Source organism: Shewanella sp. WE21 (assembly GCF_002966515.1).
Classification (GTDB): domain Bacteria; phylum Pseudomonadota; class Gammaproteobacteria; order Enterobacterales; family Shewanellaceae; genus Shewanella; species Shewanella oncorhynchi.
Genome location: NZ_CP023019.1, coordinates 426478 through 442529, shown reverse-complemented (window position 1 = coordinate 442529; position 16052 = coordinate 426478). Strand labels below are relative to the sequence as shown.

13 protein-coding genes and 1 pseudogene are annotated in these 16052 nt (G+C 44.5%); 5 read left to right on the top strand and 9 right to left on the bottom strand.

The annotated features are described in order from the left end of the window. The first annotated feature begins 83 nt into the window (after positions 1-83). Complete coding sequence (locus tag CKQ84_RS01810; RefSeq protein WP_105249886.1) at positions 84-926, top strand: putative RNA methyltransferase; 843 nt, start codon at positions 84-86, stop codon at positions 924-926. Positions 927-1549: 623 nt separating this feature from the next. On the opposite strand, the gene CKQ84_RS01805 is transcribed toward CKQ84_RS01810, so the two are convergent. Both CKQ84_RS01805 and CKQ84_RS01800 read right to left on the bottom strand, forming a co-directional pair. Then, positions 1550-1816: an Lpp/OprI family alanine-zipper lipoprotein gene (locus tag CKQ84_RS01805; protein ID WP_006080732.1), complete on the bottom strand. Its 267-nt coding sequence runs from the start codon at positions 1814-1816 to the stop codon at positions 1550-1552. A 233-nt stretch (positions 1817-2049) separates the two neighbouring features. After that, positions 2050-3300, bottom strand: a complete 1251-nt coding sequence (locus tag CKQ84_RS01800) for a multifunctional CCA addition/repair protein (RefSeq protein ID WP_105249885.1) — start codon at positions 3298-3300, stop codon at positions 2050-2052. 178 nt (positions 3301-3478) lie between these two features. Here CKQ84_RS01800 and CKQ84_RS01795 point away from each other — a divergent pair, with 178 nt between their 5' ends. Both CKQ84_RS01795 and CKQ84_RS01790 read left to right on the top strand, forming a co-directional pair. After that, positions 3479-5152, top strand: coding sequence for an ExeA family protein (locus CKQ84_RS01795; protein WP_105249884.1), 1674 nt, complete (start codon positions 3479-3481; stop codon positions 5150-5152). Then, entirely contained in the window at positions 5152-6237 is a 1086-nt protein-coding gene (locus tag CKQ84_RS01790; RefSeq protein WP_105249883.1) for a general secretion pathway protein GspB, read from the top strand. The genes CKQ84_RS01795 and CKQ84_RS01790 overlap by 1 nt, the downstream gene beginning before the upstream one ends. 107 nt (positions 6238-6344) lie before the next feature. Here the strand turns inward: CKQ84_RS01790 and nhaD are convergent, their stop codons facing one another. The 4 genes and pseudogenes from nhaD to CKQ84_RS01765 all read right to left on the bottom strand — a co-directional run bounded on the left by nhaD (position 6345) and on the right by CKQ84_RS01765 (position 12649). Continuing rightward, positions 6345-7592 (bottom strand): sodium:proton antiporter NhaD, encoded by a 1248-nt coding sequence (gene nhaD / locus CKQ84_RS01785; RefSeq protein WP_028760859.1) that lies wholly within the window; start codon positions 7590-7592, stop codon positions 6345-6347. Between the two features lie 798 nt (positions 7593-8390). Next, positions 8391-9683 carry a glutamate-1-semialdehyde 2,1-aminomutase gene (gene hemL / locus CKQ84_RS01775; protein ID WP_105249882.1) on the bottom strand — a complete coding sequence of 431 codons (1293 nt, stop codon included), beginning with the start codon at positions 9681-9683 and terminating at the stop codon, positions 8391-8393. 26 nt (positions 9684-9709) lie between these two features. After that, positions 9710-10729 (bottom strand): aspartate carbamoyltransferase, encoded by a 1020-nt coding sequence (locus tag CKQ84_RS01770; protein ID WP_105249881.1) that lies wholly within the window; start codon positions 10727-10729, stop codon positions 9710-9712. 196 nt (positions 10730-10925) lie between these two features. Next, positions 10926-12649 (bottom strand): annotated as a pseudogene (locus tag CKQ84_RS01765) (chloride channel protein). Between the two features lie 74 nt (positions 12650-12723). Between CKQ84_RS01765 and CKQ84_RS01760 the strand changes: the two are divergent. Continuing rightward, on the top strand, positions 12724-13527 hold the full coding sequence (locus CKQ84_RS01760) for a DUF6776 family protein (RefSeq protein WP_105249880.1): 804 nt from the start codon (positions 12724-12726) through the stop codon (positions 13525-13527). After that, complete coding sequence (erpA, locus tag CKQ84_RS01755; RefSeq protein WP_006080742.1) at positions 13520-13870, top strand: iron-sulfur cluster insertion protein ErpA; 351 nt, start codon at positions 13520-13522, stop codon at positions 13868-13870. The genes CKQ84_RS01760 and erpA overlap by 8 nt, the downstream gene beginning before the upstream one ends. Positions 13871-13986: 116 nt before the next feature. Here erpA and CKQ84_RS01750 read toward each other — a convergent pair whose 3' ends face one another. From CKQ84_RS01750 to aqpZ, 3 genes are all read right to left on the bottom strand, one after another. Next, on the bottom strand, positions 13987-14436 hold the full coding sequence (locus CKQ84_RS01750) for a hypothetical protein (RefSeq protein ID WP_173913135.1): 450 nt from the start codon (positions 14434-14436) through the stop codon (positions 13987-13989). Between the two features lie 25 nt (positions 14437-14461). Continuing rightward, positions 14462-14842, bottom strand: a complete 381-nt coding sequence (locus CKQ84_RS01745) for a DUF2750 domain-containing protein (RefSeq protein WP_028760853.1) — start codon at positions 14840-14842, stop codon at positions 14462-14464. A gap of 164 nt (positions 14843-15006) precedes the next feature. Beyond that, positions 15007-15702 (bottom strand): aquaporin Z, encoded by a 696-nt coding sequence (aqpZ, locus tag CKQ84_RS01740; RefSeq protein WP_105249878.1) that lies wholly within the window; start codon positions 15700-15702, stop codon positions 15007-15009. Positions 15703-16052 lie beyond the last annotated feature (350 nt).

The window sequence follows — 16052 nt, the reverse complement described above, 5'->3', positions numbered from 1 at the left end:
TAATAGAATCGGGTCAAGTACCCGATTTTTGTTTTTGGAGCTTCCTCATTTTTCTGAAGCTTAACTTATTTTTGGAGCTTTATATGGGTCTCGAATATCAGTGTCCAACCTGCGGACTTGCGTTAAAACAACACAAAGCCTCACAAGGTTTTTATTGTGCAAATAAGCATCACTTTGATCGGAATGAGCAAGGGTATTGGTTTTTTACTAAACCACAACGCCAAAAGCCGACAGGGGATTCGCGCGAGCAAGTTAGGGCTAAGCGTTTTCTTCTCGAATCAGGCATCTTTTCGCCTTTAATCGATAAACTGGCTGAGTTAATCACGGGCTCTATCAAGCCTGACGCTTGTTTATTGGATTATGAATGCGCTGAGGGCTTCTATTTGCGTGCTTTAGCTTCCAAGTTGGCAGAGGTCGAAAATCCGCGAAACGTCCAGTACGTAGGTATAGCGGACGCAGAAAATGCTATTTTTGCTGCAGCAAAAGCGCAGACTCCTGGGATCTTGTGTTTAAGCTCTTCTAAAAAATTACCCTTCGCCGATAATTGTGTGGATTTTATTACTGTTATTGATAGGCCGTTAAAGGGAAAAGAGTCTGTCAGGGTATTGAAAGACGATGGGACCATGTTACTGGTTATGCCTGGGCCACGACATCTATGGCAACTCAGAGAATATATTTATTCCGACTTGGCTGAAAAACCTTTCCAAGTGAATTTACCTTCAGCATTATTGGTAAAAGAAACTCAGTCACTGCGCTTCACCTTATCTGTTACCGGTGAGCAGGCATTAACGTTATTGGATATGGCACCCTATGCGTGGCGTGCAACTGACAAGATGAAACACGATATTCAAGCTAATCATTTTGAGTCGCTAGAAATTGATTATGTATTAGTCTTAGCACATAAACGCGTGAGTGAATCGCTATAGGTTAAAACTTGCAGTCGATGCGGTTAATTTTAAGACAATTCATAGGCTTAGTTAGATGGTTTTTTGATGTTTTAAAAGGCTATATTACTCAAGTCTATGATTCTGTTTGACGTTTTTATGTTATTTTTATGTTGGATAGGCTGAAGGTGTTATTGTTTTTAACTTTAGGCCTATTTGTTCAGTGACAAATACAACCTTCTTATTGCCTTTGTTTCCCCATATAGCCTCGATTTTTTTATCTATAGCTGTGCTTTAAATTAATAGCTTTCATTTCCCATAAATACATTTTTTATGATAAATGAGGCTGATTGTTAGGGATGCTTAAAAACGTAAACGAGAAGTTTAGATTAATAACGCGACTTTATTTAAAAGAGGGATAGCACTCGTTTATACAGAAGTATGCCAAGGCTAACTTTTAGGGGGGAGGTAGGCGAATCGCCTTTAACATGCCTTTGGAAGTTTAAAATCAATTTAGCGATTTTGTATTGCCGCATTCGCTATTCTTTGCATGGCAATCTTGAATTGCAGGTATAAAAAAAGGCTTAGATTGATGTGCTTATCGCTTTCATCTTTCTTAAGCCTTTTGTCTTAACTTACTAAATAGTAAGCTAAATTACCTTTCATTACTTCTTGTAACGAGAAGCAACGTTGTCTAAACGGTCGTTTGCGCGTTTAGCTTCTGCTTGTGCGTCCATAGATGCTGCTTTTGCATCTTTAACGTCTGCAGACAGTTTGCTTTGCTCTGATTTCAGAGAACCAACATCAGCTGACAATTGATCAACTTTGTTGCCCAGAGTTGCAACGCTTTCTTCCAGAGCAGTAGTGTTCGCGCAACCACCTAGTAGGGCAGTCATTGCTAAACCAGCAATCATCAGTACTTTTTTGTTCATTGTAAAAAATCCCTTAAAATAGGTTGGATTTGAATGTTTCGTTACTTTGTAAGCGAAACTGCCTAATTATGACATAGCTATTTTAATTTGCTACGAATATTAATGTGTTTAACCACTATAGGCATATAAATTTTTTTTAAAAGCTTTTTTTCTATGTGATATCGACATTTCTAATCGTAAAAAGGGGCATTATTCACCATGCAGTGATGCACGACTTACAAATCCTTTACAAACTACTGGTTGTCCATCGGCAGTTTTGTTTGCATTTTTTGTTTAAACTGACTGACGGCTTCAACTCGATGTAAATTTAAGGCTTGTTTTATCTCTGCGCCTTGGAAACCAGTGGCTATGATGGCGGCAATATCGACATTATTGGCGACAGTGAAGCACTGAGTTAAATACTCTCCCTGAGGATATGGGATGTTTTCAAATCCTGTGCGGCCACGCATATCTGCGGTGCAAGCTAATATAAGTTGCGTTAAGCGCTCTGGTTTACGCCAAAAGTCAGCTTTATCGAATATTTTAACGATAGTTTCGGCTCTGAGCTCGAATGCCTGATGGACGTTCTGATGTTGGTCGCTGACGAGCAACGCCAGATCGCGTGCCTCATTCGGTACTCGTAAACGGGTACAGAGTGCTTTTATGAGTGGCAAGCCTTTCTGGCCGTGGCCGTGATGCTTTGGTAAATGCTCTTTTGGGCTCAGTGCTTTGCCCAAATCATGTACTAGGGCGGCAAACCGAACGCTTTTATCTCTAGTGAGCAGTGCGGCTTGAGCGAGCACCATTAAGGTATGCACGCCAGTATCTATTTCAGGATGCCATTTTTCAGGTTGAGGTATGCCAAATAAGGCGTGAATTTCAGGGAATAGGACTTCGAGTGCGCCACATTGGTGAAGTACCTCAAAAAAGACCTCTGGGTGAGGTCCGCCTAAACTTTTATCAACTTCTTGCCAAACTCGCTCCGCCGTTAAAGCGCTAAGCTCATCGCTTGCGCTAATTTGACGCATCAGTGCCAGGGTTTCTGCGGCAATTTGAAATCCTAAGGCATGAAACCTTGCGGCAAAGCGGGCGACGCGTAACACTCGCAGTGGATCTTCAACGAAAGCATCCGACACATGGCGTAACAGGCGCGCGTTAATATCCTCAATACCATTAAAAGGATCATATAAGTTGCCCTTTTCATCTTGGGCGATCGCATTGATGGTTAGATCTCGGCGCAACAAATCTTGCTCTAAAGTCACATCTGGGCTGGCGTGGCAGCTAAAACCACCATAACCCAGACCAATTTTTCGTTCGGTTCGGGCTAAAGCATATTCTTGTTGATTTTTGGGGTGTAGAAATACGGGGAAATCTTTACCCACTTGGCGGTAACCCTGTTGCAGCATTTGTTCTGGTGTTGCTCCAACGACGAGGTAATCTTTATCTTTAATGGGAAGATTGAGCAGGCTGTCACGTACAGCACCGCCGACGAGATATATTTTCACAGGCAAGATTCGGCTAATGTGTCATGAACATAGCTTATCACGCTCATTAAGATGATGGATAAAGTCGTTGCGAGATATTTGCGCACTTATCTGTCACATTGATGTTGCAGATATTTTGACAATAACATTGGGACGCTTTAACGTGGGGCGTTATTTTTAAATTAGGATGATTGGTGGTATGTACAAGGCCTTTTACGGACTCAGCGATAACCCTTTTTCAATTGCACCCAATCCCCATTATTTATTTCTGAGTGATAGGCACAGAGAGGCGTTAGCCCATTTAACCTATGGGTTAGGGGAAACGGGCGGCTTTGTGTTGTTAACAGGGGAAGTCGGTACGGGTAAAACAACAGTATCTCGCTGTTTACTTGGGCAATTGCCCGACAATACCGATACTGCTTTTATCCTTAATCCGTCGTTAACTGAGCTTGAATTACTCGCAACGCTTTGTGATGAACTTAAGATTTCCTACGGCGATAATCCTACACTCAAGCAATTGACTGATCACTTGAGCCGTTTTTTATTGGCGAATCACAGCAAAGGTCGTAATACCGTGCTCATTATCGATGAAGCACAGCATTTACGTCCTGAGGTGCTGGAGCAATTGCGTCTTCTGACTAATTTGGAGACGGACACTAAGAAGTTACTGCAGGTGATTTTAATCGGTCAGCCGGAATTACAGCTGTTATTGAAGCGCCAAGAATTGCGTCAGTTAGCCCAGCGGATCACAGCTCGTTATCATTTATTGCCGCTCAATGAAGATGAAATCGCCCTCTATGTGCTGCATCGTTTGCAAGTGGCAGGGCGGTTTGAGCCTTTATTCACCCGTAAAGCTGTTAACGTTTTGCAAAAATACAGTGGCGGCATCCCTCGATTAATTAACCTTTTATGTGAACGTTCACTGATGGCAGGCTATGCGCAATCACGGGTGCCCATAGATCATCATATGGTGCGGCAAGCTGCGGCTGAAGTATTAGGTGAAGAAGAACCGACTCAAAATAGATATCTGTGGCCGACAGCAACTGCTGCGGCGTTATGTGTTGCGTTTGGTGTGTCTTATTGGTTATTTACTGATAAGTCAGTCAATACGGTACCAGCGTCCAATTTGGTTTCTGAGTCTGTGCCAACTAATGTGGCGTCATTAAATGCTCAAACCTTAGGCGGGGAATACATCGCTGATAAGTCAGTAAAACCGACTAATCAACCAAGCGGTCAGACTTCCATTCCCGATCCCAATCAGCGTCTGTTAAACGAGGCGATTAATCAGAGTCGCAATATTGATACTGCTTTTGCAGGTTTATTTAGCGTGTGGGGCAAAGTGCCCTATAAAGGCTTGACGGCTTGCCAATCGGCGGTTGAGCAAGGATTAGCTTGCTATCAACAGCAGGGTAATTGGATGTCACTGACTCGGCTTAATTATCCGGCTGTCGTGTATTTGGTTGATGACAAGCAACAAGATTTTTATGGTGCAGTGCTTGCGGTAGAGGGGGAACAATTACTGATGCAACTGGGTGAGCAGCAACTTTGGGTTGATAGAGCTTGGTTTAATCAACATTTCAGTGGCACCTTCGAAATATTATGGCAAGCACCTAATTTGCCTATGATGGATATCAGTCAAAAATCGAGTCCTGGTCAATTACAGTGGTTAGAGAATGCGTTAGCCCATGTGAATGGTCGTAGCCCCCGTCGGGTTAATCAATTTGATGTGCAATTGGAAAATGATCTTAAAACCTTCCAAAGTCAGCATGGATTAAAAGCCGATGGTATTGCAGGGAATCAAACATTAGTGAGATTAAATTTGTATTTAAGTCTGCAAGGCCCACGGTTAACTGATGATGGGGCGCGCAGCTGATGTCCATTTTACTCGATGCCGTAACCCGCAATAAACAACAGCAACAATCACCGTTACCTGATGCTGTGATGACGCCAAGGGCGAATTATCCACAGCCACGTAAATCGGGTGTGCCGATAGGAAAACTGTCTTTATTAGTCGTTGCAGTTGCCGCTGGAATTGGTGTGGCTTGGGGATTAAGCGTTTGGAATAAAACTCGACTTCCCCATAGTGATACTGTGGCAGTGGCTAATGTACTGCCATCAATTTCATCATTGCCACCTTCGACTGGGATTAAAAATGAGCTTCAGTCTACCGCGGTAGGATCTGCCTCTGAGCTCCAAGTTGAGCCCAGTGCTGCTTCAGGTGTTCGGCTTGCTGGGAAAGTGGCGCTTCCTCGGACGCAGACTTTACCCGAGCTAACGGTATCGCCGCAATTTCAGGCTGAGACTGTAGTATCAAATGCGCCTCAAATGAATGCTAGCGCGAATATAACGACCAATTCTGTTGGTATGCCGGCTCAAAGTGATAGCAATTCGGGTTTTAGTGATTCAAGCTACGCAGATTATATGTCGACGTCAGCCCAAGTCGATGCGGCAAGTCAGGAAGCGGTTGTGCCAGCAGAGACGCAAGCACAGCAGCCTATGATGTTAGGTGCTAATGCCAATGAGTCGGGTCTAGCGAGTCTTGAAGCCCTGCGTCAGCAAGTTAGTGCCGCGGCGGAAGATGTCGGTTTAGAGACCAATAAAAGTCGCGATGAAGATAAGTTAGTGGCTTCCTTTCAAAATGCATTAAAGGATGTGGAATATGTTAATGCTGCAGAGACGAATGTCACTGAAGCTAAATTAGATCCTATTCCTAAAACTGCTGCGGATGAAATTCCGAAATACGGCCAATTACCTGCAGGTCTGCAATTGCAAGTGCCTGAATTTAATATCGTTGCTCATGTTTATTCCAGCGACCCTGCCCAGAGATGGCTGAATGTAGACGGTGCAGAGTTACAAGAAGGGGATATGATTGCTGGTAAGCTGAAAATCATCTCTATTCGTCCAAGGGACATAGTGTTAGATATTCAAGGAACCCAGTTTAAGGTGCCCGCAATCTAATTAGGTATTACGATAAGTCATGCTAGCGGTTATTTGTGATAACAATGAATAAGTAGTTGATAAAAAAGGCGCACTAGGCGCCTTTTTTGATCTTAGCCAATCTCAACTTAATCAAACAGTCTGTTGGCTAAGAATAGGGTCAGTGCGTAACCGACGCTGTAGCAGAGGAAAAGTGCAGGAACATATTTCAAGTAACTCACAAAAGTCAGTTCTTTCACTTTACTCATGGCTACAATACCTGATGCTGAACCGATAATCAGCAGTGAACCACCGACTCCGACGCTGTAAGTCAAGCCAAGCCATTCAGGAGTACTCAGTACTGGATTGGCTTTTAACAATGCCGCCGTTAGCGGTACGTTATCAATTAAGGCTGAGCCCATACCAGTGACGAAGTTAGAGATGTTTGGATTAAACTGAGTATAAGCTTCAGTCAACATGTCTAAGGTGCCAATTTCTTTAAGCATACCAACGAGCAGTAAAATACCTAAGAAGAACAACAGGGTGTCGTATTCAACTTGGCGAATATACTCTAGGATCTTGATTTCTTCTTTATCACTGCGCGTGGTATGGCCAATCAGGAACATAATTGATAGACCCGTTAAGAAGGTTAACACTGGCGGGATACCAAACAATATGTTGAGTAGCATGGTCATTAAAATGGTGCAGAAGAAGACGAGGGCAATCAATACATCAACGGTTTGATAAGTATGTTTGATTGGCGTCGTGCTCACAACACCTTCGGCTTTGAGTGAGAACAGGGTTGCCAGTAAAATCACGCTCACGGCCGATGGAATAAATAACATCAGCAGTTCAGACATATGCACATGTCCAGCTAAGAAGATCATCAGTGTCGTCACATCACCGGTGATCAGGGCTACACCGCCTGAGTTCACCGCGAAGATAATCAACACTGCCATTCTACGGCGCATTTGCTTGTCGAGTTTAAAGGTGGTTAATAAACCTAAAGACACTAAAGTCGCGGTGACGTTATCACAAAATGCTGAGAGCACGAGTGCAAATAGGGCGACTTGGATCATTAACATACGCACTGATACTTTCTGCGGAAACAGCTTTTGCACCATGATTTGGATCATACCCTTAGCATTCAAATATGCTACGAAGGTCATGGTCGACATCAGAAAGAGCCAAAGTGTGGCAATCTCGAGCAAATTTTCATTGAGCTGATGGGCAACGATTTTCTCATTAGCCGGTTCCCCTGCAGCCATAAACAGCGCTACCCAAGAGATACAACCAAAGAATAAGGTGGTTTTTGCTTTATTAAGGTGGGTCACTTCTTCGAAAATAATACTGAGCAATGCGAGCACGGCCAGTAAGATGAGAAAGGTATTTAACATAACTGCAATTCCAACTGCTGTTTTGATGTCGTAGGGCGACTTGAGTCAACCTAAAGATTGGGCATATCAAGGCTAAATTAAGCTAGCCGTGTTAGCGCGTGCGGATCAGAACATAATGGGCTAGAGAACGCAACTGTTAGCTGCAACTCAATTTAATGCTTCTTTGTGATGTCCATCTCATGCTTTTTGGTTGCTAATTAGTTTTATATATTGGTTATTGTGATTATTGCAGCGTTATTAACTGTATTGTTTGATTTGATTACCGCGTTAAAAGTGAGATCTACGATTAAAGTCTAAGCAGTTAGTTTGCATATTCTTCAATTAATTTTTATTCAGGTCGATATTCCTGAATTGTCATGCCTATGTAGGCAGGCATTTTTAATGCTTGTCTTTTGAATGAGTGCCACTCGGAAGTAGAGTGCTCTTAGCACTCAGTCCTGCAGAATTCTGCGTCTTGAGCTTGTTTGGGTATCAATACTGGATATTGTGTTTTTGAAGTAGAGGAAAATGAGATTTGTTATCTGGAGTCTTTTGCTTTTAGGCTCACTCGTTTGGTTAACGTATTGTGGTAAGCAACTTATTGCGCTGGGCGTGATGGGTTGGCCTTAGCACGTTATTGAGCATATCCACTTGACCTTACAATTCATGGTGGCTGCGATAATATTTAAATCGGCTTTAGGTTCTAAAAAGTCTGAATGTTATTAAAGCGACACAAAGCTAACTAAATCGAATAAAAGCAAAGGGACGCATTGGCGTCCCTTTGTTATGTTTAAACGGCTTAAATACTAAAGCTTAGGCTTAGCTTGCCGCTTTCATGCTTGCCAATACGCGATCTGCCGCTTCTAAGGTTAAGCGCATCTCTTCTTCGCCATGGGCCATTGACAGGAAGCCAGCTTCATAGGCACTTGGCGCTAAGTAAACACCTTCATCTAGCATGCCGTGGTAGAAAATACGGAACTGTTCGATGTTGCATTGGGTCACTTGATCGAAACGAGTGATCTCGGGTTGTTCTGTGAAGAAGAAACCGAACATGCCACCAACATAGTTGATTGCCATTGGAATACCGTGCTTATCCGCAGCCGCTTTAAAGCCTTCTGCAATACGTTTGGTTTTCGCGCTCAGTGCTTCGTATAGACCTTCTTCACACAGGGCTTCCATTTGTGCCAGACCCGCTGACATTGCAATGGGGTTACCCGATAACGTACCCGCTTGGTAAACCGGACCCGTAGGGGCGATAAATTGCATCACATCTTTACGGCCACCGAAAGCCCCCACTGGCATACCGCCACCAATCACTTTACCAAGTGTGGTTAAGTCTGGTGTGACGCCGTAGTAACCTTGAGCGCCACTTAGTGATACGCGAAAACCTGTCATCACTTCATCGATAATCAACAGCGCGCCAAACTCATCACACATATCACGCAGGCCTTGAAGGAAACCTGGGACAGGTGGAATGCAGTTCATGTTGCCAGCAACAGGCTCGATGATGATGCAAGAAATCTCAGTTGGATACTGCTCGAACAGGGTTCTTACTGAATCTAAATCGTTATACACAGCGGTTAAGGTATGCTTGGCAAAATCTTCAGGAATACCGGGTGAGCTAGGTTGACCTAACGTTAACGCGCCAGAACCAGCTTTCACTAACAGGCAATCTGCGTGGCCGTGGTAGCAGCCTTCAAATTTTAAGATCTTGTCACGATTGGTAAAACCGCGTGCTAAACGAATAGCACTCATAGTGGCTTCTGTACCTGAACTCACCATGCGTACTTGCTCAATAGAAGGCACCATAGAGATGACTTTTTCGGCCATTTGCACTTCAAGCTCAGTTGGCGCACCAAAAGATAAGCCATTTTCCACCGCTGCTAATACAGCTGCACGGATTTTAGGATGGTTGTGGCCGAGGATCATCGGGCCCCAAGAACCGACATAGTCGATATAAGCTTTGCCATCGGCATCGTAAATATAAGCGCCGTTAGCTTTTTCAATAAACAGGGGCGAACCGCCTACACCATTAAATGCACGAACCGGAGAGTTAACGCCGCCGGGGATGGTTTTTTTAGCCTGTTCAAATAGCGCTTCGGAACGGGTCATGTTTAGTCCTTAAAGTCTGTAGCCAATTAGCGATCGGCTTTACGTGAATACCAATTAACCGGACACTCATATTTTTCGAGTTGATTATCAACGCCGAGTGTCAATGCAAACAAAGCCATGCGAATTAACAGCCCATTATCTGCCTGTCTGAAGATGGCGAGATTGGGATGGCTGTTCAAATCATTATCTAACTCATTGGCTTGCGCGCGTGAATCCCTTGGAAGCGGATGCATAATGACAGTGTTAGATTTGCAATGCTGAGTGTAAATACTGCGATTTAAGCGGAACTTGCCGCGATACTTATTTGCTTCTTCCTGTGAAGGGAAGCGTTCTTCTTGAATGCGAGTGAGATACAAAATATCTGCTTGATCTAAATGGCCTTCAAGTTGGTCGGTTATTTTGATGCTATGGCCAGCATTTTCAATGTCGGAGATCACATAATCAGGCATAGCTAATTCAGCGGGTGAAATCAGTGTGAAACTGATGTTCTTATACATGCAGAGTAAGCGCGACAGAGAATGCACAGTACGGCCAAATTTTAAGTCGCCGACCATAGCGATGTGCATGCCATCGATACCGCGGCCAGCACACTTGAGTTCTTTTTGGATAGTGTATAAATCGAGTAGAGCTTGGGTCGGATGTTCGTTCGAACCATCGCCGCCGTTGATCACTGGGACGCGGCTGCCTTCAGCAAACTCTTTGACCGAGTAAGAGTCTGGATGGCGCATGGCAATGACATCAGAATAGGTGGATAACACCCGCGCCGTATCGTACAGGGATTCACCTTTAGATAAAGACGATGAAGCCATGCCTGTGGTTTCACGTACATGGCCGCCGAGCAAGTTAAAGGCACAACCAAAACTCACGCGGGTACGGGTACTGGGTTCGAAAAACAGGTTACCTAAAATGGCGCCATCGAGCACATTATTGCGCTTCTCTCGAAGTGCATAGGGCATCATGCGGCTAGCGACATTAAAAATAGTTTGGATTGAGTCAAGATCTAACTGGTTTACGGAGAGGATATGGGATCCTTCGAACTGATTCATCAGCCTGTTTTCCAATTTGCTAGGGGGCATTCTAAGCAGCGGTATCGCGCTTATCTGCCCTGATGTTATGTAGGGTGGCTGAGGCGCGATTGTAGCAGAAGCACTGGGGCAACGAAATAGCCACATTGCCACTGTGTTAGATTTTTGCGATGAAGCCCAAAGCTTTTAATCTGCCGCCTCAGGTTTTGAAGCGATATTAGGCTTGGCCTGAACGAATCTCTTGTTGTAGGTTCGACCAACTGATCACCCCAACCACATTGTCTGGTGTATCTTGATAGATAAACACCTCACCGCAGCGTTTGGGCGACAATAGTGAATAGACTTCATTGAGCGTAGTGCTGTCGCTTAGCCCTTGCATGGGATGGCGTGATAGCGTGGTACTGTCATCATAGGATTGCATTTCAAGACTAAGCATTTCGATAATGCCATCGGCATTGCGGACTAGCACAGGGCGACCTTCGGCGCGTTTTAGCACTTCGAGTAACAATTCATCGTTGTTATTGACGATAACAAAGCGTTTATCCATTAAGGCTCGCACGCCTTTTTTCTGCAGTGCTAAATTCACGGGGGCGACCTTATAACCTAGTCCCATAATTTCTAATTGCTTAAAGAAAATGGAGTCGGTCTTAAAACCCTGATAAGCAATTAAAAAAGCCGGAATTGTTACAAACATTGCCGGTAAAATAATGCTGGCGTCATTAGTCATTTCTAACAGGGCGACTAAGGCGGCCAGCGGCGCGCTTAAACACACGCCCATCATGGCTGTCATGCCGATTACAGTGTAAAGCCCTACATAAGGGGCGATGGAGGGGAATAAGATAGCGCTGATCAGCGCCAAAATCGCCCCGAGCAGCGCGCCGATACCATAAAGTGGACCAATCAAACCACCGGGTATACCTAAGCCAATCGCCGCAATAGTGGCGATGGTTTTGGCAAATAACAGGGCGATTAACAGCAATAGGCTTGGATGTTGGCTAATGGCTTCGCCAATGGCGAGATCGCCAGTACCAAGGGCTTGCGGCAACACGAGACCGATTAGGGTGGTGACACTACCCGCCAATAATAGTCGGTAAATCAGTGGCCAGTTTTGCCCGTCGCGGTGACTTTTAAGAGTGAGTAATTAAACAGCGCCGCAGCGCAGCCTAATACCACGCCGCCAATGGCGAGAATAGGGTAATGGTCTAAGGGAATGTGGATCACTTGAATACGGTCAAATTCGTGCACATTACCAAACACCAGTTGGCTTGAAACTGCGCCACAAATTGCTGATAGCATAATCGGGAAAAAGTAATGGATTTTATATTCACGGACTATCACTTCGAGTACAAAAATCACCGCCGCCAAGGGCGCGTTAAAAGTGGCTGCAATCCCTGCGGCAATCCCACTGGCACACATGATGCGTACGCTATTATCGGGAAGATTGAATTTTTCAGCGAGAAAACTGGCGCTGACAGCACCCAGATGAATGGCAGGACCTTCACGGCCAACTGAGAAATTTGTGCCTAGGGCAAAGAGTGCTTGAAAAAATTGCACAGCGGCGGATTGTAGGGGGATTTTACCATAATGCAGTTTAACTCTATGTAACACATAGGCTATTCCCATACGTTTGTAGCGTTTGGAGCCTAACTTCGCCACTATCCAAATTAATATTGCGCCTAAAAGGGGTAACAGGGCTCGCCAGTCGGCGACGTTCCCCGTAAAATCCATCGCCTGTATTTGGGTGTAATGATTGGCCCAAACGAGCAAGAGTCGAAACAGTAAGATCACGCAGGATGCAAAAATAGCAAATAACAGTGCCAGTATGCACAGCTGTGCACTGATGCGGGCTTGAGATAAATGGTCACGTAGCTCATTGGTTAAATACTTTTTGGCTGTGACTATGGCATGTTGGATAGCGACTTTATTTATCGTTAATTGCACTACATTGGCCTGAGTTGTATTGTATCGAACTCGTTCTTGAGTTGATTGTATTTTATATAAGGGGCTGTTACCTAATGCCAAATTATCATCGTTGGCTAGATCGGCTGCAAGTGATGGATCTCAAGTATCGTCCATCTTCAGTATATTTATCGCTTTTAGTGTTAGTTTCTATTCTTTTTGGGGCTTGGATAAGTTTTCTGCTATTAAGCAGCGATGAGCCTGTTGTTAAGCATATCAGCAGCAAGACTCAACGCTTGACCGCTGAGTTAGAGGCACAGACCCAACTACTTGCAACCCGAAATTTAGAGCTGTCCGTCGAGCGAGAGGCTAATACCCAAATGCAAGAAATGTTTGGCCAGCAAATGAAAAAGCAAAAAGAATTGGAGCATGAGCTGGCGTTTTACCGCAGCATTATGACCCCGGATGATAATGCTGAAGGCGTCGCTATTCACGGACTTGAAATGACGCCGGGCGCTTTGGCCGATGAATATCATCTCAAGTTGGTGTTGACTCAGTTGCAAAAGCGTAAGCAAGCTATTCAAGGTCGAACAGAATTGACGCTCATTGGTGTGCAAGATGGCAAATCTGTTAGCTTGAGTGTGAACAAACTCACGGGTTCTAAGTTGGAATTTGATTTTCGCTATTTTCAAGTCATAGATACCAAGGTCACTGTTCCTGCAGGCTTTAATTTACAACAAGTGAAAGTCAAAGTGCTGGTGCCTTCGAGCCGCTGGACTAAGAATTCGCAGACCGAACATGTCTATAGTGCCCCTGAGTTATTACAGGGTGAAAAAGAACCACGGGTAATACTTGAACAAAACAGTCAGGTAAAGGATAATTTGCCCCAGAAAACTGATGTAAGAGGTAGTAATGACTGATCAAGCTGATACAGCAATGCCAATCCAATTTACCGATGCGGCAGCCGCTAAGGTGAAAGGTTTGCTGGAAGAAGAGCAAAATCCTGCACTTAAGCTACGAGTCTATGTGACTGGTGGTGGTTGTTCTGGATTTCAGTACGGCTTTACCTTTGATGAAAAGGTCAATGACGGCGATTTTACGATAGAAAAACAAGGCGTTCTCTTGGTTGTCGATCCTATGAGCCTACAATATTTGGTCGGTGGTGAAGTGGATTACACTTCAGGACTGGAAGGTTCTCGCTTCTTCGTGAAAAACCCTAACGCAACCACAACTTGTGGCTGTGGTGCCAGTTTCTCTGTGTAAAAAGTTTTTCTGTTTAATGATGACTAACTTTGCATCTTTATTAGGCGTGGAGTGAGATCAAAAAAGCCGTCGCAATGACGGCTTTTTGTTGGGCTAAATTTATTTTCTACAAGAGCTTAGCTCATGATGTTCAGGTTAAGCTTAGGCTTAAACCATGCCTTTACCTTTTTATCAAAGGCTATCCAAACTTGCAGTAATGACAAGACGATCAAAGCGATAAAAATCACATAGTCAGGCAGTTTTCCCTGCCATTCACCTAGATACACTGTCGTTGGACCTACCACTAAGTTGCCCGGATCGTACATGATCACTGGCAGCATGCTAATCAATCCAAGCTGCACGACTGTGTAGCCGCGCAGCATGATAAGCCCTGCTTTTTGCCGACCGATAATGGCAATCACCATCAGGAGGGTTAGCAGACAAAATAACACCCCTTGTTTAGCGATTAAGCCACTCACTGACGCAACAACATACACTAGTAATAGGGCAATGAGTCGTTTCGGAAAGTGCTGACTCAGGGCTGTACTTGCCTCTGATGTCGTTATCGCCGATTTTTGCTCGCTCATAGGCATTCTCGTTTAGCGATAGCGATTAGTGGCTTTGCTTAGGCGCTAATCTTTGATCTAACTCATAAGGCGGGATTACCACACCTAAATCATCTAATACTGGGAATACGGCGACAAAGAGGTCGTCATCTTCCATGCCTGGCACCCATCTTTCGTGAAATTCGTCGAGTGGAATCGCTAACGTTTGGCAATCACTCCATTCATCCACAGCCCAAGAATCAGCGGCTTCTTCGGTTGGCCACATTGGGATGCAATCTTCTTCTTCAGTGGTTAACATCACGCAACCGTCTTGATCTTGTAATGTCCAAAGTATTTTGTGTTCTTTAACTTGTTCAACGAGGTAATCGTAACGGGCTTCTGGCGTCATTGCTGCTGTCTCAGCGAGGTTTTTAACAGTCTTGCTCATGAAAAATATCTCTTTTGCTTGGATAGGGCGAAGCCTGTTGTGTCTCTAATGTAAAAAACTAGGGCACAGCAAAATTCGCCAGTTGGCTAAATGGTAACATTAGAGCGGGATTAGAAAAAGAACAACAGCGCCAAGAGAGCGCTGTTGTGTTAGATCTTCGGCTTTTATTCTGCCGCGCGGAAGTAGCGATAGATAAAGCCCGCCAAAATGGCGCCGACAATCGGTGCTACCCAGAACAACCAGAGTTGTGATACCGCCCAGTCACCGACAAACAGTGCAGGGCCTGTGCTACGCGCTGGGTTCACCGAAGTATTGGACACAGGAATACTAATAAGGTGAATTAAGGTTAAACCTAACCCTATGGCAATTGGGGCAAATCCCTTAGGCGCTTGCTCATCGGTGGCACCTAAAATAATAATCAAGAAGAACAGTGTCATAACGATTTCACAAATCATCACCGACAGCATGCGATAGCCACCCGGTGAGTGCTCACCAAAACCGTTAGAGGCAAATCCGCCGGCGAGTGAAAATCCCTCTTGTCCTGAAGCGATGAGATACAAGATGCCTGCGCCAACAATTCCACCCGCGACTTGGGCTACGATATAGGGCAATAATTCTGCCGCTGGAAAACGTCCGCCAGCCCAAAGGCCGAATGACACCGCTGGGTTAAGGTGACAACCTGAAATATGGCCAATCGCAAAGGCCATAGTCAGAACCGTTAAGCCAAATGCGAGCGCGACACCGAGTAAGCCTATGCCCACCTCGGGAAATGCAGCGGCAAGTACCGCACTGCCACAGCCTCCAAGGACTAACCACAAGGTGCCGAGAAATTCTGCCGCCATTTTTTGTGACATGTTCATTGTTTGATTTCCTATTCTTTTAAAGACGCTTGCTTGTTAATCAGTGCGTCTTTATTCCTAATTTACCTGCCTATTAACGGATCTTGTCTGAGTGAGCAAAATCGCGCTGTAGACACGAGTTCCCTTAAAACCAGTTTCTTATTGGACGCCTATGAGGCTATTCCTAAGTGTTTGAGCTGTTTAGAGCAATATCCTGTATCCGTTTTTACTATAGTGAGACTTGATTAAGCTTCAGTGACGAAACTTTTTTACTCATGCTTCTGTCACTAAATGCTTCAGTAATTAAGAATAGATGGCTTTAAAATAGCTGCTGATTTTCTTGATAAATTTAGGCAGGAAGAGGGGGGAAA

Excerpts from the sequence above, each read along its gene's own strand:
- CKQ84_RS01745 (WP_028760853.1), bottom strand. The coding sequence starts at position 14,842 with ATGAGCAAGACTGTTAAAAACCTCGCTGAGACAGCAGCAATGACGCCA.
- aqpZ (WP_105249878.1), bottom strand. The coding sequence starts at position 15,702 with ATGAACATGTCACAAAAAATGGCGGCAGAATTTCTCGGCACCTTGTGG.
- CKQ84_RS01790 (WP_105249883.1), top strand. The coding sequence starts at position 5,152 with ATGTCCATTTTACTCGATGCCGTAACCCGCAATAAACAACAGCAACAA.
- nhaD (WP_028760859.1), bottom strand. The coding sequence starts at position 7,592 with ATGTTAAATACCTTTCTCATCTTACTGGCCGTGCTCGCATTGCTCAGT.
- CKQ84_RS01750 (WP_173913135.1), bottom strand. The coding sequence starts at position 14,436 with ATGAGCGAGCAAAAATCGGCGATAACGACATCAGAGGCAAGTACAGCC.
- erpA (WP_006080742.1), top strand. The coding sequence starts at position 13,520 with ATGACTGATCAAGCTGATACAGCAATGCCAATCCAATTTACCGATGCG.
- hemL (WP_105249882.1), bottom strand. The coding sequence starts at position 9,683 with ATGACCCGTTCCGAAGCGCTATTTGAACAGGCTAAAAAAACCATCCCC.
- CKQ84_RS01760 (WP_105249880.1), top strand. The coding sequence starts at position 12,724 with ATGCCAAATTATCATCGTTGGCTAGATCGGCTGCAAGTGATGGATCTC.
- CKQ84_RS01770 (WP_105249881.1), bottom strand. The coding sequence starts at position 10,729 with ATGAATCAGTTCGAAGGATCCCATATCCTCTCCGTAAACCAGTTAGAT.
- CKQ84_RS01810 (WP_105249886.1), top strand. The coding sequence starts at position 84 with ATGGGTCTCGAATATCAGTGTCCAACCTGCGGACTTGCGTTAAAACAA.
- CKQ84_RS01805 (WP_006080732.1), bottom strand. The coding sequence starts at position 1,816 with ATGAACAAAAAAGTACTGATGATTGCTGGTTTAGCAATGACTGCCCTA.
- CKQ84_RS01795 (WP_105249884.1), top strand. The coding sequence starts at position 3,479 with ATGTACAAGGCCTTTTACGGACTCAGCGATAACCCTTTTTCAATTGCA.